Below are 23,904 nucleotides of genomic sequence, written 5' to 3' on the forward strand. Positions count from 1 at the left end.
CTTCAGTTCTGCAGGATCTTCTGACCCTTGATGACGACGTTGCGGTTGGCCTTGATATCGATGGCGCCGGAACCGTCGATGGTGATGTTCTTGCCGCTGATGACGATGGTGCCGTCCTTCTTCATGGTGATGCTGGCCGAGCCCGTGGTCAGGGTGATGGAGTCGGCGGCGCTGAGGGAGAAGTTCTTGCCCACGTCCAGGCTGTCGTTCTGGCTGATCGAGGTGTCGCGGTTCTGGCCCACGCTGTGGGTTTCGTTCTTGCCGATTTCGGTAGTCTGGTTGCCGCCGATGCTGACGCTTTCGTTGTCGCCGACCTTTTCGGTGCGGTTGGCGCCGATGGTGATGGATTCGTTGCTGCCCACCTCTTCGGTGCGATTGCTGCCGATGTTGATGGTTTCGTTGCTGCCGACCTTTTCCGTGCGGTCGGCGCCGATGGTGATGGTCTCGTTGCTGCCGACATCCTCGGTGCGGTTGGCGCCTATGGTGATCTTTTCGTCGCTGCCGACCTTCTCGGTGCGGTTCACGCCGATGGTGATGGTCTCGTTGTTGCCGACCTTCTCGGTGCGGTCCACGCCTATGGTGATGGTCTCGTTGTTGTCGACCGTCTCGGTGCGGTCGTGCTTGACGTGGACGGTCTCGTCGTTGTCGATGGTCTTGGTGCGGTCGTGGCCGACCCAGTGGGTCTCGTCGTTCTCGACTTCGATGTCCTGGTTCTTCTCCGCGTGGATGAACAGTTGCTCCGCGCCTTTCTTGTCTTCCATGCGGATTTCGTTGAAGTTGGCCGGGCTGCCGCCCTTGCTGGAACGGCTCTTCACGCCGCTCTGGGTGGCATTGGCGGGCAGCTCGTAGGGCACGGTCTGCTCGGCGTTGTAGACCCGGCCGGTGATGATCGGCCGGTCCGGGTCGCCTTCGAGGAAGCTGACGATGACTTCCTGGCCGATGCGCGGGATCTGCACCGAGCCCCAGTTCTTGCCGGCCCAGGCCTGGGACACGCGCATCCAGCAGGAGCTGTTCTCGTTGGACTGGTCGTGGCGGTCCCAGTAGAAATGCACCTTCACTCGGCCGTACTGGTCGGTCCAGATTTCTTCGCCGCCGGGGCCGACCACCAGGGCGGTCTGCGGGCCCTGGACGATGGGCTGCGGGGTCAGCGGCAGCGGTCGGAAGGTCTGGCCGGTGTCCAGGCAGTCGAGGTCGCTCTCGTACTGCAGCATGCCTTCCATGCGGCCCGACTCGTAGCCTTCCTGGGTGATGCGGTAGCGCGCGCCCACCACCAGGTATTCGCGATTCTGGTCGTCGCGCGGGTAGTTGGTCAGCTTGAACAGGTGGCCGGACCCCAGGCCGCGCGCCTTGCCCCTTAGTTGCACGCGTTCGAACCGGGCCTGGATGGCCTCGATGCGGGTGCGGGCGTAGTGCTCGCCGTCCTTGCTCTGCACGTACTCGCCCGGGTAGTCGTAGAGCGGATAGTCGCCCTGGGCATGGCTGCGCGACACGCTGGAGCGGACTTCCAGGCGCGCGCCGGGCCGCTGGAAGTCATAGTCGTTGAGGGCCAGGGAACCGGGCTGGACTTCCCGGGCCAGGTTCCAGTCGAAGAAATGGTCGCGTTCGCGCTGCTCGTCCGTGGGCGGGTAGTAGGGCACGCTGGCGTAGTCGCCCACCGTCGAGTGCGCGCCGTAGGCGTCGGCCAGCACCAGGACATGACGGTTTTTCTCGTGGCGGAAGTAGTAGTAGATGCCTTCCTGCTCCATCAGCCGGCTGACGAAATCGAAGCTGGTCTCGCGGTACTGCACGCAGTATTCCCACTCGCGGTAGGTCTGGCTCAGGGAGTCTTCGAAGTCGGAGAAGCCGAGGTCGCGGAACACCTGCTTGATGATGTCCGGCACATTGCGGTTCTGGAAAATCCGGCAGTCGGAGGTGCGGCTGAGCAGCCACAGCCAGGGCCGCAGGCTGACCTGATAACCGGCGAACTGGCCGTTGCCGGCGCCCTGGCTGCAGCGGCTGACGATGCCGTGGAAGTAGCGCGTGCCGCCGTCGTGCAGCTCCAGCGCCAGGCTCATGGGCTTGCCCAGCAGTTGGTCGAACTTGACCGACGGGTCCTCGGATATCAGCTCCAGTTCGTACTGGAAGATCCGTCCGAGCTCCTCGCTGCCTCCCAGGCCTTGCAGGACCAGCACGTTCTCCCCGAGCGGGCTGCTGACCTGTACCAGGCGCGTGTTCTGTGTGATCGCCATCGATACTCAGGCCTCGCTCAAAGCGCCGTGTTCGAAATTCCCTGGCTCGGAGTCTCCACCCTCGAAGCCCCACGTTCGAAGTCCCCACGCACGAAATCATAGTGCAGCGCGTTGTCGCGACAGCCGATATGCACCCCGGCCAGCGGCCGGCCCTCCAGCATGCGGCTGAGGAATTCCCGGCTGAGGTCGGGCAGCAGTGTGTTGGTGAGGATGGCGTCGATCACCCGGCCGCCGCTTTCGGTCTCGGTGCAGCGCGAGACGATCAGGTCCACCACGTCCGGGTCGTAGGCGAACGGCACCTTGTGGCTGGCCTCGACGCGGCGCTTGATCCGCTCCAGTTGCAGGGCCGTGATGCTTTTCAGCATCGCGTCGCTGAGCGGGTAATACGGGATGGTCACCAGGCGGCCGAGCAGCGCCGCTGGGAACACCTTGAGCAGCGGTTCGCGCAGAGCCTTGGCGATGCCCTCGGGATCGGGCATCAGCTCCGGGTCGCTGCACAGGCTGGAAATCAGGTCGGTGCCGGCGTTGGTGGTGAGCAGGATGAGGGTGTTCTTGAAGTCGATCAGGCGGCCTTCGCCGTCTTCCATCAGGCCCTTGTCGAATACCTGGAAGAAGAGTTCATGGACATCCGGGTGCGCCTTCTCCACCTCGTCCAGCAGCACCACGCTGTAGGGCTTGCGCCGAACCGCCTCGGTCAGCACGCCGCCTTCGCCGTAGCCGACATAGCCGGGCGGCGCGCCCTTGAGGGTGGACACGGTGTGCGCTTCCTGGAACTCGCTCATGTTGATGGTGATGACGTTCTGGTCGCCGCCGTACAAGGCTTCGGCCAGGGCCAGGGCGGTTTCCGTCTTGCCGACGCCGGAGGTGCCGGCGAGGAGGAACACGCCGATCGGCTTGCTCGGGTTGTCGAGGCCGGCGCGGGAAGTCTGGATGCGCCGGGCGATCATCTCCAGGGCGTGATCCTGGCCGATGATGCGCTTCTTCAGCTGCTGGCCGAGGTTCAGCACGGTCTCGATCTCGTTGCGCGCCATGCGCCCGACGGGAATGCCGGTCCAGTCCGCCACCACCGAGGCCACGGCCTGGTAGTCCACGCTCGGCAGGATCAGCGGTGACTCGCCCTGCAGGGCGCCCAGCTGCCCCTGCAATTGGCCGAGACGTTCGCGCAGGGCCTGTCGCTCGGAGTCATCGAGACGGTCGGAAGGCGCTTGCGGGTTGACCTGGCCCGTGTCGTCCAGGCTTTCTGCCGCGCCGCGCAGTCTGGCGCGCACGGTGAGTAGTTCGTCGACCAGGGTTTTCTCTTCGCTCCAGCGGGCTTCCAGGGCAGCCAGGCGTTCGCGTTCGGCGGCACGCGCCGCTTCGGCATCCGCCCGGCGTTTGCCGGTGTCGATACCGATGGCGTGTTCGCGCTCGATGATCGCCAACTCAGTGGTCAGGGCTTCGATGCGCCGGCGGCTGTCGTCCACTTCGGCGGGCACCGCGTGCAGGCTGATGGCGACCCGCGCGCAGGCGGTGTCGAGCAGGCTGACCGACTTGTCCGGCAACTGGCGCGCCGGGATGTAGCGGTGGGACAGCTTGACCGCCGCCTCCAGCGCCTCGTCGAGGATCTGCACCTTGTGGTGCTGCTCCATGGTCGAGGCGACGCCGCGCATCATCAGCATGGCCTTCTGCTCGGAGGGTTCGTCCACCTGGACGACCTGGAAGCGCCGGGTCAGCGCCGGGTCCTTCTCGATGTGCTTCTTGTATTCCGCCCAGGTGGTGGCGGCTACTGTGCGCAGGGTGCCGCGGGCCAGCGCCGGTTTCAGCAGGTTGGCGGCGTCCCCGGTGCCCGCCGCACCGCCCGCGCCGACCAGGGTGTGGGCTTCGTCGATGAACAGGATGATCGGCCTGGGTGAGCTCTGGACGTCTTCGATGACTTGGCGAAGGCGCTGCTCGAACTCGCCTTTCATGCTCGCGCCGGCCTGCAGCAGGCCGACGTCCAGGCTGCGCAGCTCGACGTCCTTGAGGGCCGGCGGCACATCGCCGGCGACGATGCGCAGGGCGAAGCCTTCCACCACCGCCGTTTTGCCGACCCCGGCCTCGCCGGTGAGGATGGGGTTGTTCTGCCGGCGGCGCATGAGGATATCCACCAGTTGGCGGATCTCCTCGTCGCGGCCGACTATGGGGTCGAGCTTGCCGCCGCGGGCCTGCTCGGTGAGGTCGACGGTGAAGCGCTTGAGCGCTTCCTGCTTGCCCAGCGCGCTGGGGGCCAGGGCGCCGCTGGCCTCGCCGGGCGCGGCGGCGGTATTGAAACCATCGGTGGGGGCAAGGCCGTTTTCCGGCGAGTTGCCGACGTACTCGTCGAAACGCTCGGTCAGGGTCTCCACCTTGACCTTGTCGAACTCACGGGAGATCGCCAGCAGGGCATGGCGCAGGCTGGGTGTCTTGAGGAGGCCGACGATCAGGTAGCCGGTGCGCACCTGGCTCTCGCCGAACATCAGGCTGCCGTAGACCCAGGCGCGCTCGACCGCTTCCTCGACATGGGAGGACAGGTCGGTGATGGAGGTCGAACCGCGCGGCAGGCGGTCGAGCGCATCGCTCATGTCCTTGGCCAGGCGGGCCGGCTCCACATCGAACTGGCGGATCAGTTGATGCAGGTCCGAGTCCGGCAATTGGAGTATCTGGTGCAGCCAGTGCACCAACTCGACATAGGGATTGCCGCGCAGCTTGCAGAACACCGTGGCGGATTCGATGGCCCTGTAGGCGAGGCCGTTCAACTTGCCGAATAGTGCGGCGCGACTGATTTCGCTCATCTTCCTGTCTCCTCGGTCCTTGGGGTGGAGGGGCTTTCCATCGCGTAGTGGCGGGCCAGCAGCAGGTCCGCGGGGTCCTTGTCCGGTGTGCCCAGCCAGGTGTTGAAGCCGAGCCGGTCGCCGCCATCCAGGTTCATTCGCGGCACGTCCGCCTGGCGCAGCACCAGGTTCACGTCCCAGTCCAGTTCCTCGCCCTGGTATTCCGCGACCCAGGCGGCGAGCTCGCCGAACAGTTCGCCGCCGGGCAGCAGGCGCTGGTATTGCGACAGGTCCAGCGGACCCAGGCGGATCAGGAACTTGTGCTGGCGATCCCAGACGTGGCTGCCCAGGCAGAGGTCTGCGCCGAGGGTGCTGGCGCTGTGGCCGAGGCGGCTGCATTCGGGCAGTTCCAGCCACTGGCCGACGTATTCCTCGATGCTTACCGGCAGTTCGAAGTAGCTGGCGAGGATAGTGCGCAGGCCGTCCGGGTAGCGTGTCTGCGCCGCCAGGTGGCCGGTGTAGTGGTAGCGCGCGCTGTCGGCGATCGGTCCCTGGCCGAGCAGGCTTTGCATGCCGCGGCCGGAGAGCGCGCCCAGGCGCGCGGCCCAGTAGTCGTCATCCGGCCGGTCGTGGCTGACCGTCGGCCGCGATTCGGCCCAGGCGCGGTAGAACAGGGTGAGCAGGCGATGGTTGAACACATCGAGGAAGCGCTTGAAGGTGCCGTCATTGTGGTGGCGCAGACGCTCGCGGGCATATTCGGTCAGGTGCAGGGGCAACGGCCCGTTCGGCCCGGTCAGGCCGAAAAAGAACTGGTCGAGGCGTGGCGGGTGGCCTTCCTCGCCGGCCTGGACGGCGGCCAGGGTCGAGGGAGCGAAGCCGCAGTCTGGCCGCTGGCCGAGGCGCAGCGGGTCTTCGCCCAGGCGCAGCGAACGGCCGATGCGCGGGCGCTTCGGCAACTCGCACTCGACGCGTCGCAGCGCCTGGAAGAAGTCGTAGTCCCAGGGCTCGGCCGCCATCGCGGCAAGGGTATTCACAGGGTCGGACGGCGTCCGGGGTTCCCCGGCCATCGCATCACCTCGCCTCGTTCCGTGGTGCGCAGCACCGTTTCGGTAAAACTGTTGATCGACACATAGCGGGTCAGGAAACGCTCGAACACGCTGCCGAGGAGGAATACCCCGGTGCCGCGAAAGGCGTTCTCGTCGAACTCCAGGCTGATTTCCAGGCCGCGGCCGAAAACGATCGGCCCCGGCATCGGCAGGCGCCGGGTGCAGGGCCGGCTGCGCACCTCGCACAGGCCCTCGATTTGCAATTGCACCGCCGGGTCGCCAGGGTCACCGTACAGGCGCAGCAGTTCGCGCAGGGCCGCCGCGCCCTGGCCCTGCTCGGTCAGCGACAGGTAGTTCAACGACAGCTGGCTGATCAGGCGCCAGGCGCTGGCATCGTGGGCGCGGCTGGCGCGTGGCCGGCTCGGCCCGGCCAGGCAGCGCACGGCCAGCACGGGTGCACTGTCTTCCAGGGTGAAGTCGCTCTTCGCCGTGCCCACCGGCATCAGCAGCGGCAGGTCGCGGTTGGTGCACAGGGCCTTGACGCCCAGTTGGCGCAGGTCATGGCGATAGGGCGCCTGGTTGGCGTCCACCAGGGACACGAAGGTTTCGCTACCGACGTAGCTGGCGCGCGGCCCGCTGCGCCGACGCTGGCTGGACAGCCGGCGCGGTTCGCGGCGGACGATGTAGTAGGCCTGTTCGCGGCCGTAGCGGGCCGGGTCGCGCACCGCATAGAAAGGCTGGAACGGCTGCTCCGGGCCGCTGCCGTAGCCGGTGAGCTGTTGCAGCGAGTGGATCTCGAAGTCCAGGGGTCGGGTCCGGTCGGCGATCACATGGTGCTCGTGCACCCGTTCGGACAGGTGGATGCGGTCTGCGCGCCGGGGAAACAGGTTGACCGCAGGGGTGCAGAAGAGCACGAACTGCTCGACGCCCACCGTGCCTTCCAGGGTCGGGTCCAGCTGTTCGAACAGAACGATCAGCTCCAGTTCCTGGCCGGTGCAGCGGTGCACTGCCGGGCCCAGCCCGGAGATTTCCGCGAACAGGTAGCGCTGGGGCAGGGCGAAATACTCCTGCAGTAGCCGGTAGCCCTGGAAGGCCCGTGGCACCACGGGCAGCAGCGCATCCTCGTCGTCCAGTCCGCGGGGCCGCAGGGCGTTCAGCGGCAGGCGTTCCACCCAGTCCTCCTGCGGACTCTTCACGAACAGCGCGCAGGCCTTGCCGAACAATTGCTCATAGAGGCGGAAGGGCTGCTCGTCGGCGCCATGCAGGTAGAACGGCAGGCTGTCCAGGCCAAGTCTGTTGAAAGGCAGCCCGGCCCCGGTACGCAACCGCAGGCGCAAGCCCGCCTTGGCGCGCGGCTCGCTGGCGGCCAGGCGTCCGAGGGTTGCCGCCGGGTTGCCGAAATACTCGGCGCGGGCGACTTCCAGGGGCCAGAGGGTGACCGGGTGGGCGGTGCGGTACTCGCAGGCGGTCTGCTCCTCAACGCCGAGCAGCCCGCGCAGCGCCGAGTCGCGCTTGACCGTGAAGCCGCCGGTCAGCGAGCCCTCGTTGGGATCGGCCTGGAGCTGCACCACCACCATGGACGGGGTGGGCGCCAGGTAATGCGGGTAGGCGATTTCCAGCAGGTTATGGGTGAAGGTCGGGTATTCAGCGTCCAGCTTCAATTGCACCCGCGCGGTCAGGTAAGCGAAGCCTTCCAGCAGGCGTTCGACATAGGGGTCGGCGCAGTCGATGCCGGCCAGGCTCAGGCGGCCGGCGATCTTCGGGTACTCGCTGGCGAACTCCGCCGCGCTTTCGCGGATGTGCAGCAGTTCCTGGTTGTAGTAGTCCAGCAGGCGCGGGTTCATCGCGGCCTCCGCTGCTGCTCGGCCGGCACCACGCGCACATGGCCGGTCTCGAGGTCGAGGTTGGTGGTGAGCAGCATGCGCAGGGGCACCGGCTCGGCCCAGAGATCTCCCTCGATCTCGAAGCTCAGGGCGTTGTGGTCCATTTCCTCGGGGCGCAGTTGAGCGCGCACTTTCAGCGAGCCGCGCAGGATGCGCGGCTCATAGGCGGCGATGGTGTCGGCGAGAAGCGCTTCCACCGCCTGCACGTCAACGCTCGACGCGGTATGTCCGGCCAGCGCCGGCAGGCCGTAGTTGAGCACCGAGCTGCCGGCCGCGATCTGCGCGCCGCTGTCTGGGTCGAACAGGGCGGTGGTGTTGAACAGCCAGGCCAAGTCCCGCAGAACCGATGCCTTGAGCTGGTTCAGCGACATGATCCGGCGGTCGGCGCTTTCCTTCGGATTGCCCGGTTCGTCGTCGGTCAGGCGGTCCAGCAAGGACGGCTGCAGGCGTTCCTGCGGAGTCAGTTCGGCCATCTCAATCGCTCACCGGGTCGAACTGCAGGCTGCGCAGCTCGAACAACGGGTAGTCGCCGTTATCGGTGGCGAACAGGCGCTGCCCGAGCGGGCGTTCGCCGTCGGCCCAGTCGGTCTTGCGCGCGAGACACGCGGCGGCGTCGCCCCGCGTCGGAGTTTCCGGGTAGCGGCTGGGGATCAGCGCGACCGTGTTGCCGCCGTTGACCAGGGTCAGCTCGGCCGGCAGCCAGACGAGGTCGCGCAGGTCTTCCGGCGTTTCGGTCTTGAGGCTGCGCAGGTTCTGCATCGGCAGCCAGGCGTAGCGGCCGTTGACTATCACTTCCAGCACCGGGCCGAGGCGCGGGTCAGCATCGGCGAACCAGGCGAAGGGTTCGCCGTTCGCCAGTCCGCTCACGCTGGGCGCCGCCTCGAAGGCCTGTTCACGCAGGCGGGCGGCGGCCTCGTCCTTGCCTTCGCCGTCGAGGTGCAGGGCCTGGACCAGCAGCGCGACCCAATCCGCCGGCTCGCCGAGCAGCACCGGGGTCAGCCGGCCGACGAACACCTCGGCACGCAGCGCCTCGCATTCCAGCGCGGCGCGGTAGATCTGCACCATCGCCAGGGCCTTGGCCTCCAGTTCGCCGGCCACCGTGAGCTGTTTCTGCGCCCGCGACCATTGCCCCATGACGGCCAGCAACTGGAACAGGAAGACCCGCAGGTCGGCGTTGCCCGGCTGGCTGCGCACCTGCTCCTGGAGCGCGTTGAGGGCTTCGTCCATGCGTCCGGCCCGTAGCAGTTCATCGGCATTCATCGCAGCTTCCTTTCGTTGTCCGCCCGGTCGGTGTCGCCACCGCTCAGGCAGGGTCCAGGCAGATCAGGGGCGGGTTTCGAATAGCCCGATGAAGACTTTTTCGTCCCACTGGAACGGCGGGCAGGCAGCCACCCGGCTGACCGCCTTCGAGGCTTCGAGGCCGTTGCCGTGGGTCCGGACCGCCTGGATTTCGGTGCGGCAGTCCTGGCTGTCGGGCACTTTTTCGCTGCTCTCCACCAGCAGCACGCGGTTCTCGCCCACCTGCCGCGTGCGCAGCCCGCCCTCGCGGTCGAGGTGGAACTGACAGGGCCATTTGAGTTGCAGGTCCAGGCCGGCCTGGCCGGGCTCCAGCAGCGCGCAGCGGCCGTCGTGTTCCTTCAGTGCCAATTGCCGTTCACCGATCCTGGCCTGGGTAGCGGTATCTGTGCCGGATGGGGCGCCGGATTGCGCGCAGGCGGGCAGGGCGATGCACAGGGCGGTGCAGAGCAGGAGGTTGAGCGGGCGCTTCATGACAGCTCCCAGAACCAGACCTGGGCGGACAGGTTCGCCGGGTCGTCGTAGGTCTTGGTGAAGCCGCGGTTCCACAGGTCGATGTGGTCGCCCACTGCGCGGCTCTCGCCCTGGCGGGTGAAGCAGTCCTTGAAAAAGATGATCCCGGTCTTGCCGCTGAGGGTGCGCTTGGCCGCGGCACCGTCGGTGTAGATGGCCGGCCGCCCGAGGTGGCGCCGCCAGAGCCAGTTGGCGAGGGATTCGGCGCCACGGGCATGGCCATGGCCGCACTTGGGTTCTGAGTAGGTGTTGCGGTCCACGTGAATGGTGCGCTCGGCATTCAGGGTGATGCTCATGCGGATCGCGCACTGGTTGTCCCAGCCTCCGTCGCAGGGGTGGTTCTCGCTCGGGTAGTTGTTCCAGAGGTTGATGAATGCCGGCGTTGCCATTTCGAAGCTCCCGTTCGTGGCAGGCAAGGTTCCGCGTCCCCTGCGGCGGTCGCCGCAGGGGAGGGCGGGTTCAGACCTTGACGTTTTCGCGGATGTTCCAGCCGTACTTGATCGGCCCGCCGTCCTTCGCGCCGTCTGCCTTCTGCGGTTGGTAGTCGACCAGCACCTGGGCGAAGTTGAGGCTGACGTTCTCCGTCAGGCGGTCCTCGCCGCCACTGCCGCCGGTGTTCAGCGAGGACACCAGGACTTCCTTCAGGGTGATCACCAGGTACTCGACCTGGCTGTCGCCGCCTGCCTTGCGAACCGTCAGCTTCGCCTCGGGATAATGCTTGCCGCCGGAGCAGGCCATCATCAGGTTGGGCGACGCCTTGTCGACGTACTTGGTGAAGGACAGATCGTTGATGTTGACCTTGCCGGCGCCGCCGCCCCCGCCCATGTGCATCGAGCCGGACTGTGCCATGCCCCAGCTCCAGGCCAGGACATCGATTTCGTCGACGTGCGCCTTGTCCCTGGCCTCGCCCTTGACGTCCCCGATCTTGATGAACATATCAACAGCCATCATGCCTCCTTAGTGGCTCGCGCCACTGCTTTCCCTGTCGGCCGCCTCCGTGGCGGACGCTTGTCGTGAACCGTCAGGCCGCCTTGGCCGACGGCAGCTTGGATACCAGGCGCAGCGACACCGTCAGCCCTTCCAGCTGGTAGTGCGGGCGCAGGAAGAACTTCGAGTTGTAGTAGCCGGGGTTGCCCTCGACTTCTTCCACCACTACCTCGGCCGCGGCCAGCGGGTGCTGGGCCTTGGTGGTCTCGGTGGAGTGCGCCGGGTCGCCGTCCACGTAGTTGAGGATCCAGTCCTGCAGCCAGCGCTGCATGTCGTCCTTCTCCTTGAAGGAGCCGATCTTGTCGCGGACTATGCACTTCAAGTAATGGGCGAAGCGGCAGGTGGCGAACAGGTAGGGCAGGCGCGCCGCCAGGTTGGCGTTGGCGGTGGCGTCCGGGTCGTCGTACTCGGCCGGCTTCTGCAGCGACTGGGCGCCGATGAAGGCGGCAAGGTCGGTGTTCTTCTTGTGCAGCAGCGGCATGAAGCCGTTCTTCGCCAGCTCCGCTTCGCGGCGGTCGGAAATGGCGATCTCGGTGGGGCACTTCATGTCCACGCCACCGTCGTCGGTGGGGAAGGTGTGGGTCGGCAGGTTAGGCACTTCGCCGCCGGATTCCACGCCGCGAATCCGCGAGCACCAGCCATAGAGCTTGAAGGAGCGGTTGATGTTGACCGCCATCGCGAAGGCCGAGTTGGCCCAGGCGTACCTGGAGCTGTCGGCGCCGGTGGTTTCTTCCTCGAAGGCGAAGGCGTCCACCGGGTCGGTCTTGGCACCGTAGGGCAGGCGGGCGAGGAAGCGCGGCATGGTCAGGCCGATGTAGCGGGAGTCTTCCGACTCGCGCAGGGAGCGCCAGGCCGCGTATTCCGGGGTGGTGAAGATCTTGGTCAGGTCTCGCGGGTTGGACAGTTCCTGCCAGGAACCCATGCCCATCACGGTGGGCGAAGCCGCCGCGATGAAGGGCGCATGCATGGCCGCGCAGACCTTCGACATTTCGCCGAGCAGCTCCACGTCCGGCGGAGACTGGTCGAAGTAGTAGTCGCCCACCAGGCAGCCGTAGGGCTCGCCGCCGAACTGGCCGTACTCCTCCTCGTACATCTTCTTGAAGACCGGGCTCTGGTCCCAGGCGGTCCCCTTGAATTTCTTCAGCGTCTTGTGCAGCTCGCCCTTGGTGATGCTCATCACGCGGATCTTCAGCTGCTCGTCGGTCTCGGTGTTGTTCACCAGGTAGTGCAGGCCGCGCCATGCGCTTTCCAGCTGCTGGAAGTCCGCGTGGTGCAGGATCAGGTTGACCTGCGCGGTCAGCTTGGCGTCGATCGCGGCGATGATCGACTCGATGGAGGTGATCGCGTCGTTGGAGATCAGGTCGGTGCGCGACAACGCCTGTTCGGCCAAGGTGCGTACCGCGGTTTCCACCGCCTCGCGGGCACGTTCGGTCTTGGGTTTGAATTCCTGCAGCAGCAGGGATGCGAACTCGCTGGTCTGCTCGGTTGCGGCTTCGGGCTGCAGCGCTTCGGTGCTCATCGGTTCGGCCATGATTCAGGTGCTCCTCAGGCTTGCGGCTCGGGATCGGTCGGCTTCGGCGCGCTGGCGAGCGCCTGCAGCAATGCCGGGTCCTTGATCGCTTTCATGATCATTTCCTCGGCGCCGGTCTTGCCGTCCATGTAGGTCAGCAGGTTGGCCAGCTGGGTGCGGGCTTCCAGCAACTGGTTGAGTGAATCGACTTTGCGGGCGATGGCCGCCGGGCTGAAGTCGTCCATGCTCTCAAAGGTGATATCCAGGCTCAGGTTGCCTTCACCGGTCAGCGCGTTCGGTACGTTGAAGGCCACGCGCGGCTTCATGGCCTTGAGGCGCGAGTCGAAATTGTCGACGTCGATTTCCAGGAACTTGCGGTCGGCGACCGCCGGCAGCGGTTCGGCCGGTTTGCCGGCGAGGTCCGCCATCACCCCCATGACGAACGGCAGCTGGACCTTCTTTTCCGCACCGTAGAGTTCCACGTCGTACTCGATCTGGACGCGGGGTGCGCGGTTGCGCGCGATGAACTTCTGACTGCTGGTGCTAGCCATGTTGCTCCTCCTTGAAAGCCTCTACGGCTGGGTTGGCGTCGGAAAGCGGGTCTGGGGCGGCAGCGTCCTGCGCTACTCGGAACCGGGGCCTCGCAGGTTTTCGAATTGCGAAATGCCGTCCGGGATCAGGTTGCGCACGATGGCGGCGAAATCGGCGGTCACCAGCGTCTTGGCGCGGGTCAGCAGGACGGGCACCGGGCTGGAGGGTTCGTGGCGGGCGTAATAGGCCAGGATGCGATCGAGGGTTTTCAGCACGTCGTCTCGGCTGCTGATGTCCGCCGCAGCACGGGGGGCGGCAGGCGGACTGGCGGCACTGGAGGCGCCCTGGGTGGGCGGATCGTTCGCGGCGGCCTCGCCAATGGGCATGCCGGCCGGCGCGCTGTCCGCCTGCGGTGCGTGTTCGTCGATCAATTGCAACGCCAGGCGGATCAGCTGCTTGAGCGGCGCGAGATCGATGCCCTCGGCCGCACCGACCCGCTCGCTCACCGCGCTTTCGATGGACACCAGCTGAACCTGGGTTTCGGCGAGGGCCGCGCGGGTGCTTGCCAGTTCTTCGGCTTCGCTGTTCTGGAAGGCGCCGGCGACCTGTTCCAGGTTCAGGGTTTCCGAGGCGAAACGCTGCAGCCCGGCGGCATTCAGGGCGGCTCTGAGGCTGACCGTGCCGAAGGCGCGCGATCGCACCAGCGGCGCATCGCGGAGCAATTGCAGCAGGCGATCGGCGATCAGGCCGCGCAGGGCGTTGAGGCGGAAGGTGGGGTCGTTGTCGTCTTCGCTGTCCAGACGGGGGTAGAGCCCGTCCCAGTAGCGTTCGAGCAGCTCGCGGATCAGTGTCAGTCCTTGGTTCAGGCCGGGCAGGCCATCCAGGGCGACGCTGCTCTGCACCAGGTAGTTGGCGATGCGCAGGTCCTTGCTGCGCCCGAACAACCCCGTGGCCAGGTCGCGGACCTTGCGCCACTCGGGTGGCTCGGCCGCCAGCACGGCATCGCCCATCTGCCGCTCGGGCAGGCCCTGGGCGGCACGCTCCAGTTCGAGAAAGGAGGCATCGTATTCCAGGTCGTCGCCACAGGGGGATTCTGCGCTAACAGCCGTGAACAACAGTGGTAAGTCCACCACAGCGGGTGATCTCCATATCAACCTGAATAAAACCGGCGTGCCAATTTAATAAGGGCACGAATTAATCCGCGTCCCTCGGATTGCGTTCAGGCGAAGCCGCTTTCAGTGAATCCGCTTGTAAGAGTGATCTAATTCTTGGTCGCCATTCGAACTTGTCAAGAAGCCTCGGATGGGGCGCCAGAAGTTCAAGGGGATAGAAGATAGGGCATATGGGAAAGAAGTGTTTATCTTGTTTTGCTATAAGTTCGATTCCAAAAAAGCAGAACGCTCAATGCTTCAATGGACGACACTCGATGCCTTTACGAAGTTTATACTGGATGCGCTGGCTTGATATTTAATGGCCATCATTGGCGGAGTGCAAGGAGCCTTAATGCCGCTGCGTTTGACTATTACCAGTTATCACAAACTCACACCGGGACAGTGTGCGGAGATGACGCTCGATCAAGGCGAGCTGAGGATTGGGCGGGGCACGGAAAACGACTGGGTGCTGCCCGATCCTGAGCGTCTGGTATCGAGCCAGCACTGCACCATCCAGTTCCGCGACGGGACCTACTACCTGACCGATACCAGCACCAATGGAGTGCTGCTGGTGAATTCCGGGCTGCGCATGCATCGCGGCAACAGCGAGCCGCTGCAGGACCGCGAAGTGCTGCGCCTGGGCGAGTACGAGATCCTGGTGCAGTTCGAGGCCATGGCTCCGGGCATGGCGACGGCCGACCCCTTCACCAGCTTCGACGCCCTCATGAGCCGGCAGGCCGGCACGCCTGACATCGCCCCGGCGCCGCAGCCGGCGGCCCCTAACGTGCCGGCCAGCGCGCATTTCCAGGGGCGCTCCTCTCTCGACACCAAGCCTGACCTGTTCGATTTCCTCGCCGCGCCGCCGGTACCGCCGGCCCCCCGGCCCGATCACGTACCGGCCGACCGTCATGATTTCCGGCCACCGGAGCCCGTGCTTCCTGAGCCCCCAATCTCCACCGAACCCTCCCAGCAGCCGGCGATTCCCATGGACTGGGACCCGTTCGCCGACCCGGGTATGCCTGCGTCGAGCGTCGCTCTCTCGCCGTTGCAGCCGGCGGAAGCTATCCCTCCGACAGTGCCGAGCGAGCCGGTCGCGGCACTGCCGGTCTCCCCGGAGCCGCCGCCGAAGGTCACTGCAGCTCTGCCGCAAGGCGAGCGGAGCGTCGTACCGGCCGGCGACAGCGAGGCCCTGGAAGCCTTCCTGCGTGGCGCCGGCATGGACCAACTGACGGTGGATCGCGCCGAAGCCGCGGCACAGATGGAAGCCATCGGCCGCAGCTACCGGCTCATGGTGGAAGGGCTGTTGGACGTGCTGCGGGCCCGCACCAGCCTGAAAGGCGAATTCCGCATGGCTCAGACCATGATCCGCCCGGTGGAGAACAACCCGCTGAAATTCGCGCCGAACGTCGACGAGGCCATGCTGCTCCTGCTGCGTCACGGCAACCAGGCCTTCATGGCGCCGGACCGGGCCATCGGCGAAAGTTTCGAAGACCTCAAGGCGCACCAACTGGCGGTCATGGCCGGAGTACAGGCCGCCATCAAGCAGTTGTTGCAACGGTTCGAGCCGGCGGAACTGGAAGCGCGCCTGAATAAACCGTCCGGACTTGCTGGCTTATTGCCGGGAGGGCGGCAAGCGCAATATTGGGAGTTGTTCACCGAGCTCTACGCCAATATCTCCAAGGAGGCCGAGGACGACTTCCAGGACCTGTTCGGCCGCGAATTCAGTCGTGCCTATGAAGAGCAAAGTCTCAAGCTGAGGCGCAACTAGAGAGATATTAAAATGGTGGCACTTTATTGGATCGCGTAAGTTTGTCGCTAGTTTGAAGTTGGTGCGTTCAAGCGGTCTATGCTGATTCGGGATAAAGCGTCATCGAGGACGGATTCATGCCAAGGACATTATGGATGACAGTGGCTGCGTTATTACTGACTGCCTGTGCGACCAGCGAACCTCCCGCGACCCGGGTATTGCTCCAGTTCCAGGCTTCTGCCGATCTCAATCCCTCCACCAGCGGCCAGGCGGCTCCCGTCCGCGTCCGGCTCTTTGAGCTGAAGAGTGGCGCCGCGTTCAGCCGCGCCGACTACTTCTCTCTGGTCGAGTCCCCCCAGGCCACCCTCGCGGCCGATCTCGTCGAGCAGGATGAGCTGCTGCTCCTGCCGGGCGACAAGCAGGCGTTGGAACGGACCCTCGACCCCTCGACGCGCCTGATCGGCATCGTGGTCGCCTACCGCGACCTGGACAGCGCTGTGTGGCGGCAGCTCGTCCAGGTGCCGGCCAACCAGCAGAGCCGCTTCGACATCACCCTCGGGGCCCGCGCCGTGACCGCCGCGCCCGCGCCAGAGAAATAGCCCAGCCGGGAGTCCAACCATGTCCTGGAATAACCGAGTGGTGTGGTCCGAGGGGATGTTTCTCCGGCCCCAGCACTTCCAGCAGCACGACCGTTTCCTCGAAACCCTGGTCGACGGCCGCTGCCGCAGCCTGATCGCCGGTGGCTGGGGCTTCTCCGAGCTGCGCATCGATGAAGCGCTGCTGAGCCAGGGCCGGCTGGCGATCCTTTCCGCCCGCGGCGTGCTGCCCGACGGTACACCGTTCGACATTCCCGGCGACGACCCGGCACCCACGCCGCTGGCAGTCGACGACAGCCTGCGCGACGGCCTGGTCTACCTGGCGCTGCCGCTCAAGCGCGCCGGCACCCGCGACACGGCGGACGAGGGCGAGCCGCTGGGTGGCGCGCGCTATGTCGGCCAGGTCCGCGAAGTGCGTGACGACAACGCCCCGTTCGAGAGCCGCGCGCCAGTGGCGGTGGGAGCCCGCGCCTTGCGCCTGCTGACCGAGAGGGACGGCCTGGGCGAGTACGCCTGTGTGAGTGTGGTGCGGGTGGTGGAGAAGCGCGCCGACGGCGCCTTGCAACTGGACGAAACCTGGATTCCGCCGCTGCTGGACGTGGCTGCGTCGGCCACCTTGTCCGGCTTTCGCAACGAGTTGCAGGGCCTGCTGCATCAACGCGGCGAGGCATTGGCTGGACGGGTGGTGGCCTCGGGCGCCGGCGGCGCCTCGGAAATCGCCGATTTCCTCCTGCTGCAACTGGTCAACCGCGCCGAGCCCCTGATCGCCCACCTGGCCCGGCTCTGCCCGTTGCATCCGGAGTCCTTTTACCGCGAGCTGGTCGCGCTGGCAGGGGAGTTCTGCACCTTTTCCTCCGGCGAGCGGCGCCCGGCCGAGTACCCGGTCTATCAGCACGACGACCTCGCCGCCAGCTTCGCTCCGGTGATGCTCGCCCTGCGTCAGGCCCTGTCGATGGTGATCGACAGCCGTGCCATCCCGATTCCCATCGTCGAGAAGTCCTATGGCGTGCATGTGGCGATGCTGCCGGACCGGACCCTCATCGACTCCGCCAGCTTCGTCCTGGTGGTGCGCGCCGACGTGCCGGCCGAGCATCTGCGCAGCCTGTTCCCGCAACAGGCGAAAGTGGGCTCGGTGGAACACATCCGCGATCTGGTGAACCTGCAACTGCCAGGTATCGCGCTGCTGCCGATGCCCGTCGCGCCGCGGCAGATTCCCTATCACGCCGGCTCCAGCTACTTCGAGCTGGATCGCGGCAGCGACCACTGGAAGCAACTGAACCACTCGGGCGGTTTCGCCTTCTACGTCGCCGGTCAGTTCCCCGGCCTGAACCTGGCCTTCTGGGCCATTCGAGGGTAGTCCGATGCATCCGATAGATGACCCCTTCGGCGGAGCGCCGGTCGGCAGCGGTTCGGGAGGCGGAAGCGACCGCACCATGATCATGCCCCGTCCCGGCGGACGAGCGCCCGACCCGCAGCCGGCGCGGCCGGATTCCGGACAGGCCGCCGGGAACGCTCCGCAGATGCCCGGCGCGCCGCTGAGCATCGTCCGTGCCCAGGGCCTCAATCCGCTGGAGCGGGCCGCCGGCCCGCTGCTGGCCTTGCTCACCCGGCTGCGCCGGACGCTGTCCCACCCCATGCCTGCCAGCCTGCGCGCCCAGTTGCTGGCCTACCTGCGGCAGTTCGAGGAGCAGGCGCGCGAGGCGGGGGTAGCGCCGGACGAAGTGATGCTCAGCCGCTACGTGCTCTGCACCGCGCTGGACGAGGCCGTGCTCAGCACGCCCTGGGGCAGCGGCAGCGACTGGGGCAAGCAGAGCCTGCTGATCACCCTGCACAACGAGGCCTGGGGCGGCGAAAAGGTCTTCCAGTTGCTCGATCACTGCTTGCAGGACCCACGGCGACGCCTGCACCTGCTGGAGTTGCTGTACCTGTGCATGTGCCTGGGCTTCGAAGGCCGCTACCGGGTGATGAACGACGGTCGCAGCCAGCTCGACGCGCTGCGTGAGCGCACGGGTGCGACGATCCGCAGCGTGCGCGGCGAGATCGAGCGCGAGCTGTCGCCGCATTGGCGAGGGCTGACGGTGGTCCGCGACCGGCTCACCCAGTACTTGCCGCCCTGGGTCGGGTTCGCCGTGTGCGTCGCTCTGCTGCTGTTGCTCCTGCTCGGCCTGCGCCTGAAGCTGGCCGCCGATGCCGAGCCGGTGTTCAGGAACATCCATGCCCTGGGCGAAATCCCGGTGCAGACCATCGACCGGCCACCGGTGCAGCCGAAGCTGATCGAGCGGCCACGCCTGGCCGGCTTCCTCGCCGAGGACGTCCAAGCACAGCGGGTCGCCGTGAAAGATGCGGAGGATCGCTCGGTGGTGACCATCCGTGGCGACGAGCTGTTCGCCTCCGGCAGCGCGTCGATTGCCGACGACCTGCAGCCGCTGCTGCTGCGCATCGCCGACGCCATCGGCAAGGTCAAGGGCGAGGTGCTGGTAGCTGGCCACAGCGACAACCGGCCGATCAGGACACTGCGCTACCCGTCGAACTGGAAGCTCTCCCAGGACCGTGCCCAGCAGGTGCTCGACATCCTCGCCGCGCGCACCGGCCAGCCTGCGCGCTTCACCGCCGAAGGCCGCAGCGACAGCGAGCCGGTGGCGTCCAACGCCACCGCCGAAGGACGGGCCCGCAACCGTCGGGTCGAAATAAGTGTTTTCGCGGAGGGTGCCGAGTGAAGGCTTTCTTCGATTTCCTCGTCCGCTGGGTAGTGCCGGTACTCGGCCTGATCGCCCTCAGCCTGATCATCTGGTTCCTCGGTCCGCTGATCGCCTTTGGCGAGTACGAACCCCTGGCCTCGGCGACTGTGCGCTGGGTGCTGATCGTCCTGGTGTTCGTGCTCTGGATCGGTTTCCGTGTGCTGCGCATCGTCCAGGCGCGGCGCAACGCGGCGAAAGTCATGCAGGGGCTGGTGGCCGTGGCGCCGGACGCGGCCACCGTCGCCACGGCCGAAGAGCTGGCGACGCTCAAGCAGCGCATGGACGAGGCGCTGGCCCTGCTCAAGCGCGCCAGGCTGGGAGGCGGCGAGCGGCGCAACCTGTATGAACTGCCCTGGTACGTCATCATCGGCCCGCCCGGCTCGGGCAAGACCACCGCGCTGATCAATTCCGGGCTGAACTTCCCCCTGGCCGCGCAGATGGGCAGCGGCGCCATTCGTGGGGTGGGTGGTACGCGCAACTGCGACTGGTGGTTCACCGACGAAGCTGTGCTGCTGGACACTGCCGGCCGCTACACCACCCAGGACAGCCACGCCGCCGTGGACAAGGCCGCCTGGCTGGGTTTTCTCGACTTGCTGCGCACCCAGCGCAAGCGCCGGCCCATCGACGGTGCTTTCATCGCCATCAGCCTGTCCGATCTGCTGCTGGGCAGCGACGCCGAGCGCGGCGCCCACGCCCAGGCCATCCGCGCTCGGGTGCAGGAGCTGTACGCCCAATTGGGAGTGCGTTTCCCGATCTACGTGATGCTCACCAAGCTCGACCTGGTGCCGGGCTTCATGGAGTTCTTCGACAACTTGAGCAAGGAAGAGCGCGCCCAGGTCTGGGGCACCACCTTCGCCCTGGACGACGGCAAGAGCGCGCAAGGCCCGCTGGCGGCCTTCCCGGCGGAGTTCGCCGCCCTCGAGCAGCGGCTCACCGAGCGTCTGGTGGAGCGCCTGCAACAGGAACGCGACCCGGCGCGGCGCGACCTGATCTACGGCTTTCCGCAGCAATTCGCGGCGATCCGCGACAACCTGACCCGCTTCCTCGACGACGTGTTCAAGCCCAATCCCTATGAAGAACGGCCGCTGCTGCGCGGCCTGTACTTCACCAGCGGCACCCAGGAAGGCAGCCCGATCGACCGGCTGATCGGCGCCATGGCGCAGAGCATGAACCTCGACCGCCAGCACCTGGCGCGGCAGACCGGCACCGGCCGCAGCTACTTCATCGAACGGCTGTTCCGCGACGTGGCTTTTGGCGAGCGCGGGCTGGTCGGCAGCAATCCGAAAGTGGAGCGGCGGCGCAAGTGGGTGACACGCGGGGCGCTGGCGGCGACGGCGGTGCTGTTCGTCGCCGTCTGCCTGGTGTGGATCGCCAGCTACCGCGCCAACCAGGACTACATCGCCGCCGTGGACGGGCGGGTCAAGCCGCTGAAGGAACGGGTCGAGTCCGTCAGCCCGGCCCAGCGCGACGTGCTCGCCGTGCTGCCGGTGCTCAATGCGATCCGCAACGTGGCGGCCAACCCGCCGTCCTGGGCCGAGGGCTATGGGTTGTTCCAGGGCGATATGCTCGAAGCCGAGGCCAGCAGCGTCTACCGCAAGCTGCTGATCGCCGTGCTCGCGCCGCGCCTGCTCACCCGCATCGAGGAACAGCTGCGCAACGGTGGCAGCCCGGACTTTCTCTACGAGGGGCTCAAGGCCTACCTGATGCTCGCCAGCGCCGAGCATTACGACCCGGACTTCATCAAGGCCTGGATCAACCTCGACTGGGACCAGAGCCTGCCGCGCGATCTCGCGCCTGGGCAGCGCCAGGCGCTGGGTGAGCACCTCGACGCGCTGTTCGAGCGCAAGCCGCCGCCGGCCCGCCTGGACGAGGCGCTGATCGCCGACCAGCGCCGGCAGTTGCAACAGATGTCGGTGGCGCAACGGGTCTACAACCGAGTGAAGCGGCAGAAACTGCCGGATGGCGTGAAGGACTTCCGCGTCAGCGAAGCCGCCGGCCGCGACGCGCCGCTGGTGTTCACGCGCAAGAGCGGGCGGCCGCTGAACGACCCGCTGAGCGGTTTCTTCACCCAGCGCGGCTACCGCGAAGGCTTCCTCGCCGCCAGCCTGACCCAGGCCGGCTCACTGGCCGAAGAGCAATGGGTGCTCGGCCGGACCCTGGACGACGAACAGGACGCCGCCAGCCTGGCGGTGGACGTGCGCCAGCTTTACTTCCAGGACTACCTGAACCACTGGGAAGCGCTGCTCGCCGACCTGGATTTCGTGCCCATCACCAACGTTGCCCAGGCCGCCGATGTGCTGCGGGTGCTGTCCGGGCCGAGTTCGCCCTTGAAGAAACTGCTGGTGGCCGTGGCCAGGGAAACCGACCTGCAGCAGGAAGAACGCCTGCTGGCGGAAAAGGCTAAGAACGCGGACGGCACGGTGGACAAGCTCAAGCAGCAGCTCGGCTCCCTGGTGGGGCAGGCCGAATCCGGCGAGAACCGGCCGGCGACAGTCGAAGACCCGATCAGTGCACGCTTCGCCGAACTGAACAGCCTGGTGGCCAAGGAGGGCGACGAGCCGGCGCCCATCGACAGCCTGCTGGCCGACCTCAACGAGCTCTACGTGCAGGTCAGCGGCATGAGCGGCGCCAGCGGTGACGCCCTGCTGGGCGAGGCGAAGAACCAGGCCTCCGCCGCGGCGACCCGGGTGGCCCTCAACGCCGAGCGCCAGCCACCGGTGGTGCAGAACCTGGTCAAGTCGGTGGTCAGCGCCACCACCAGCAGCATGATGGGCGGCATCCGCAACCAGTTGAATGCCGCCTGGGTCAGCGAAGTGGTGAACGTCTACCGGCAGTCCCTGTCCGGCCGCTATCCGCTCGATCGTTCCAGCAGCCGCGACGCGACGCTGGAAGACTTCGGCCACTTCTTCGGCGTGGGCGGCGTGCTCGACAGCTACTTCCGCAAGTACCTGCAACCCTACGTCGACACTTCCGCCAGTACCTGGCGCTGGCAGCCGGGCGCGGCGGAGAAACTCGGCATCGGTTCCGGCGTGCTGCAGACCTTCCAGCGCGCGGCGAACATCCGCGATGCCTTCTTCCGCGCAGGCGGCACCCAGCCGGCGGTGCGCTTCGAGCTCAAGCCGGTGACCATGGACGCCTCGATCAGCCAGTTCATGCTCGATCTGGACGGCCAGCAGCTCAGCTACGACCACGGGCCGAGCCGGCCGGTGGCGATGCAATGGCCCAGCCCCAACGCCCTGGGTATGGTCCGGGTTTCCGTCACGCCGCCCACCAGCAGCGGCCGCTCGGGGATGACCCTGGAAGGCCCCTGGGCCTGGTTCCGTCTGCTGGAGCAGTCCGACCTGACCCCGGGCAGCTCGCCAGACCGCTTCACCCTGCGCATGCGCGTCGACAACGCCAGCATCTCTTATGAACTGCGCGCGAGCAGCGCCTTCAACCCGTTCCGCAGCCGGGTGGTCTCTGGTTTCCGCCTGCCGGAGCGCCTATGACGACACCCGGCTTCTACGGAAAACTGGCCGGTCGCGGCGACTTCATGCACCGCGACCTGCCGCCGGCCTTCATCGAGGCCTGGGACGCCTGGCTGGCGGCGGGCATGGCGGCGAGCCGGGCGGAACTGGGTGCCGGCTGGCTGGACGCCTACCTGGTCAGCCCCTTGTGGCGCTTCACCGTGGCGCCCGGCCTGCTCGGCGGCGAGGCTGTGACCGGCGTGATGATGCCCAGCGTTGACCGCGTGGGGCGCTATTTCCCCCTGACCGTGGCGCTGCTGCTGCCGGCGGATACCGATCTGGGTGCCCTGGTGAGCGGGCCGGACGACTGGTACGAACGGGCCGAGGCACTGCTGCTCTCGACCCTTGGCGATGACGCCGAGGTCGAGGCGTTCGCGTCGGCAGTGGCGCGTCTCGGTAGCCCGGCATGCAACGCCGGGACATCCTGGCACCTGGGCCGGCATGCCGCTGCCACCACGCCGCAGGCCCGTGGCGCTGCGCTGTGCCAGTTGGCCTGCGAGGGCGCCAGCTGCTGGTGGGGCAGGGGCTCCGAGCGGATTCCTTCCGGGCTGCTGCGCTATCGCGGCCTGCCGGGGCCGCAGGGTTTCGTGGGTTTCCTGGTGGGAGGGGGCGGCCAGGCGCCGATCCCGGAATGCATTCAGCCCGAGACTGGAACCCTCTGATGCTGCCGATATCCATCAACCATTACGAATCCGCCAGCCACAGCCATGTCGGCATGGTGCGCCAGGTCAACGAGGACGCCTGCCTCGACGCGGCGCAAGCCGGTCTGTGGGTAGTGGCGGACGGCATGGGCGGGCACGCCGCCGGCGACTTCGTCAGCAACCTGATCGTCGATACCCTGCGCGGCATCCCACCCGAGCCCGACCTCCACGCCTATGCCCAGGCCATTCGCGTCGCGCTCGAACGGCTCAACGCGGCGGTGCGGGAAGAGGCCCGGCGGCGTGGGGTGAACATGATGGGCAGCACCCTGGTGCTGCTCGCTGCCCGTGGCGACCGGGCCATCTGCCTGTGGGCCGGCGACAGCCGCCTGTACCGCCTGCGCGACGGCCTGCTGGAGGTCATCACCCATGACCACAGCTACGTCCAGGAACTGGTGGACAGCACCCTGCTCAGCGAAGCCGAAGCGTCCGCGCACCCGATGGCCAACATGGTCACTCGCGCGGTGGGCGCCCAGGAACAGCTGGAACTGGCCAGCGTCGAGCTGGAGGTAATGCAGGGCGATTGCTTCCTGCTGTGCAGCGACGGCCTGAACAAGACCGTGAAGGACGACGAGCTGCGGGTCGTGCTGGGCTACTCGGCGCCCTACGAGATGGTGCGCAGCCTGGTTCACCTGGGGCTGACTCGCGGGGCGCCGGACAACATCACCGCTGTAGTCGTCAGGGCCTGATGATGGAAGTAGCGAGC

General features: G+C 66.7%; 20 protein-coding genes. 8 read left to right on the forward strand and 12 right to left on the reverse strand.

Annotated elements, in window-relative coordinates:
* Positions 1–2 precede the first annotated feature (2 nt).
* The 12 genes from tssI to tssA form a co-directional block, all read right to left on the reverse strand.
* Complete coding sequence (gene tssI / locus E8F12_RS03335; protein ID WP_280323879.1) at positions 3–2,228, reverse strand: type VI secretion system tip protein TssI/VgrG; 2,226 nt, start codon at positions 2,226–2,228, stop codon at positions 3–5.
* Between the two features lie 17 nt (positions 2,229–2,245).
* Positions 2,246–5,017 carry a type VI secretion system ATPase TssH gene (gene tssH / locus E8F12_RS03340; protein ID WP_280323880.1) on the reverse strand — a complete coding sequence of 924 codons (2,772 nt, stop codon included), beginning with the start codon at positions 5,015–5,017 and terminating at the stop codon, positions 2,246–2,248.
* On the reverse strand, positions 5,014–6,063 hold the full coding sequence (gene tssG, locus E8F12_RS03345) for a type VI secretion system baseplate subunit TssG (protein WP_280323881.1): 1,050 nt from the start codon (positions 6,061–6,063) through the stop codon (positions 5,014–5,016). The genes tssH and tssG overlap by 4 nt, the downstream gene beginning before the upstream one ends.
* The gene (gene tssF / locus E8F12_RS03350) at positions 6,027–7,886 is read right to left on the reverse strand and encodes a type VI secretion system baseplate subunit TssF (RefSeq protein ID WP_280323882.1); all 1,860 of its coding nucleotides are present in this window, start codon (positions 7,884–7,886) and stop codon (positions 6,027–6,029) included. Before tssF ends, tssG begins: the two co-directional genes overlap by 37 nt.
* Positions 7,883–8,398, reverse strand: coding sequence for a type VI secretion system baseplate subunit TssE (gene tssE, locus E8F12_RS03355; protein ID WP_280323883.1), 516 nt, complete (start codon positions 8,396–8,398; stop codon positions 7,883–7,885). Before tssE ends, tssF begins: the two co-directional genes overlap by 4 nt.
* Before the next feature lies 1 nt (position 8,399).
* Positions 8,400–9,185 carry a type VI secretion system accessory protein TagJ gene (locus tag E8F12_RS03360; RefSeq protein WP_280323884.1) on the reverse strand — a complete coding sequence of 262 codons (786 nt, stop codon included), beginning with the start codon at positions 9,183–9,185 and terminating at the stop codon, positions 8,400–8,402.
* Positions 9,186–9,248: 63 nt separating this feature from the next.
* Positions 9,249–9,695 (reverse strand): hypothetical protein, encoded by a 447-nt coding sequence (locus E8F12_RS03365; RefSeq protein WP_280323885.1) that lies wholly within the window; start codon positions 9,693–9,695, stop codon positions 9,249–9,251.
* Positions 9,692–10,123, reverse strand: a complete 432-nt coding sequence (locus tag E8F12_RS03370) for a type VI secretion system amidase effector protein Tae4 (RefSeq protein WP_280323886.1) — start codon at positions 10,121–10,123, stop codon at positions 9,692–9,694. Before E8F12_RS03370 ends, E8F12_RS03365 begins: the two co-directional genes overlap by 4 nt.
* A 70-nt stretch (positions 10,124–10,193) precedes the next feature.
* Entirely contained in the window at positions 10,194–10,682 is a 489-nt protein-coding gene (locus E8F12_RS03375; protein ID WP_280323887.1) for a type VI secretion system tube protein Hcp, read from the reverse strand.
* 73 nt (positions 10,683–10,755) lie between these two features.
* On the reverse strand, positions 10,756–12,252 hold the full coding sequence (gene tssC, locus E8F12_RS03380) for a type VI secretion system contractile sheath large subunit (RefSeq protein ID WP_280323888.1): 1,497 nt from the start codon (positions 12,250–12,252) through the stop codon (positions 10,756–10,758).
* Between the two features lie 14 nt (positions 12,253–12,266).
* Complete coding sequence (gene tssB, locus E8F12_RS03385; protein ID WP_280323889.1) at positions 12,267–12,782, reverse strand: type VI secretion system contractile sheath small subunit; 516 nt, start codon at positions 12,780–12,782, stop codon at positions 12,267–12,269.
* A gap of 72 nt (positions 12,783–12,854) precedes the next feature.
* Positions 12,855–13,895 (reverse strand): type VI secretion system protein TssA, encoded by a 1,041-nt coding sequence (gene tssA / locus E8F12_RS03390; protein WP_280323890.1) that lies wholly within the window; start codon positions 13,893–13,895, stop codon positions 12,855–12,857.
* Between the two features lie 169 nt (positions 13,896–14,064).
* Between tssA and E8F12_RS03395 the strand changes: the two genes are divergently transcribed.
* From E8F12_RS03395 to E8F12_RS03430, 8 genes are all read left to right on the forward strand, one after another.
* A complete protein-coding gene (locus E8F12_RS03395; RefSeq protein ID WP_280323891.1) occupies positions 14,065–14,226 on the forward strand; it encodes a hypothetical protein in 162 nt (53 codons plus the stop codon).
* Between the two features lie 39 nt (positions 14,227–14,265).
* Positions 14,266–15,681: a type VI secretion system-associated FHA domain protein TagH gene (tagH, locus tag E8F12_RS03400; RefSeq protein WP_280323905.1), complete on the forward strand. Its 1,416-nt coding sequence runs from the start codon at positions 14,266–14,268 to the stop codon at positions 15,679–15,681.
* Positions 15,682–15,797: 116 nt separating this feature from the next.
* Positions 15,798–16,259, forward strand: coding sequence for a type VI secretion system lipoprotein TssJ (tssJ, locus tag E8F12_RS03405; RefSeq protein WP_280323892.1), 462 nt, complete (start codon positions 15,798–15,800; stop codon positions 16,257–16,259).
* A 19-nt stretch (positions 16,260–16,278) separates the two neighbouring features.
* Positions 16,279–17,613, forward strand: coding sequence for a type VI secretion system baseplate subunit TssK (gene tssK / locus E8F12_RS03410; RefSeq protein WP_280323893.1), 1,335 nt, complete (start codon positions 16,279–16,281; stop codon positions 17,611–17,613).
* A gap of 4 nt (positions 17,614–17,617) precedes the next feature.
* Positions 17,618–18,973 carry a DotU family type VI secretion system protein gene (locus E8F12_RS03415; RefSeq protein WP_280323894.1) on the forward strand — a complete coding sequence of 452 codons (1,356 nt, stop codon included), beginning with the start codon at positions 17,618–17,620 and terminating at the stop codon, positions 18,971–18,973.
* The gene (gene tssM, locus E8F12_RS03420) at positions 18,970–22,482 is read left to right on the forward strand and encodes a type VI secretion system membrane subunit TssM (RefSeq protein ID WP_280323895.1); all 3,513 of its coding nucleotides are present in this window, start codon (positions 18,970–18,972) and stop codon (positions 22,480–22,482) included. Before E8F12_RS03415 ends, tssM begins: the two co-directional genes overlap by 4 nt.
* The gene (gene tagF / locus E8F12_RS03425) at positions 22,479–23,162 is read left to right on the forward strand and encodes a type VI secretion system-associated protein TagF (RefSeq protein ID WP_280323896.1); all 684 of its coding nucleotides are present in this window, start codon (positions 22,479–22,481) and stop codon (positions 23,160–23,162) included. Before tssM ends, tagF begins: the two co-directional genes overlap by 4 nt.
* Positions 23,162–23,887: a protein phosphatase 2C domain-containing protein gene (locus E8F12_RS03430; protein ID WP_280323897.1), complete on the forward strand. Its 726-nt coding sequence runs from the start codon at positions 23,162–23,164 to the stop codon at positions 23,885–23,887. The genes tagF and E8F12_RS03430 overlap by 1 nt, the downstream gene beginning before the upstream one ends.
* Positions 23,888–23,904: the final 17 nt, after the last annotated feature.

This window comes from Pseudomonas sp. BN102, from assembly GCF_029871245.1.
Classification (GTDB): Bacteria; Pseudomonadota; Gammaproteobacteria; order Pseudomonadales; family Pseudomonadaceae; genus Metapseudomonas.

Coding starts and splice junctions, on each gene's coding strand:
- tssI (WP_280323879.1), bottom strand. CDS start 2,228: ATGGCGATCACACAGAACACGCGCCTGGTACAGGTCAGCAGCCCGCTC.
- tssH (WP_280323880.1), bottom strand. CDS start 5,017: ATGAGCGAAATCAGTCGCGCCGCACTATTCGGCAAGTTGAACGGCCTC.
- tssG (WP_280323881.1), bottom strand. CDS start 6,063: ATGGCCGGGGAACCCCGGACGCCGTCCGACCCTGTGAATACCCTTGCC.
- tssF (WP_280323882.1), bottom strand. CDS start 7,886: ATGAACCCGCGCCTGCTGGACTACTACAACCAGGAACTGCTGCACATC.
- tssE (WP_280323883.1), bottom strand. CDS start 8,398: ATGGCCGAACTGACTCCGCAGGAACGCCTGCAGCCGTCCTTGCTGGAC.
- E8F12_RS03360 (WP_280323884.1), bottom strand. CDS start 9,185: ATGAATGCCGATGAACTGCTACGGGCCGGACGCATGGACGAAGCCCTC.
- E8F12_RS03365 (WP_280323885.1), bottom strand. CDS start 9,695: ATGAAGCGCCCGCTCAACCTCCTGCTCTGCACCGCCCTGTGCATCGCC.
- E8F12_RS03370 (WP_280323886.1), bottom strand. CDS start 10,123: ATGGCAACGCCGGCATTCATCAACCTCTGGAACAACTACCCGAGCGAG.
- E8F12_RS03375 (WP_280323887.1), bottom strand. CDS start 10,682: ATGGCTGTTGATATGTTCATCAAGATCGGGGACGTCAAGGGCGAGGCC.
- tssC (WP_280323888.1), bottom strand. CDS start 12,252: ATGGCCGAACCGATGAGCACCGAAGCGCTGCAGCCCGAAGCCGCAACC.
- tssB (WP_280323889.1), bottom strand. CDS start 12,782: ATGGCTAGCACCAGCAGTCAGAAGTTCATCGCGCGCAACCGCGCACCC.
- E8F12_RS03395 (WP_280323891.1), top strand. CDS start 14,065: ATGGGGCGCCAGAAGTTCAAGGGGATAGAAGATAGGGCATATGGGAAA.
- tagH (WP_280323905.1), top strand. CDS start 14,266: ATGCCGCTGCGTTTGACTATTACCAGTTATCACAAACTCACACCGGGA.
- tssJ (WP_280323892.1), top strand. CDS start 15,798: ATGCCAAGGACATTATGGATGACAGTGGCTGCGTTATTACTGACTGCC.
- tssK (WP_280323893.1), top strand. CDS start 16,279: ATGTCCTGGAATAACCGAGTGGTGTGGTCCGAGGGGATGTTTCTCCGG.
- E8F12_RS03415 (WP_280323894.1), top strand. CDS start 17,618: ATGCATCCGATAGATGACCCCTTCGGCGGAGCGCCGGTCGGCAGCGGT.
- tagF (WP_280323896.1), top strand. CDS start 22,479: ATGACGACACCCGGCTTCTACGGAAAACTGGCCGGTCGCGGCGACTTC.
- E8F12_RS03430 (WP_280323897.1), top strand. CDS start 23,162: ATGCTGCCGATATCCATCAACCATTACGAATCCGCCAGCCACAGCCAT.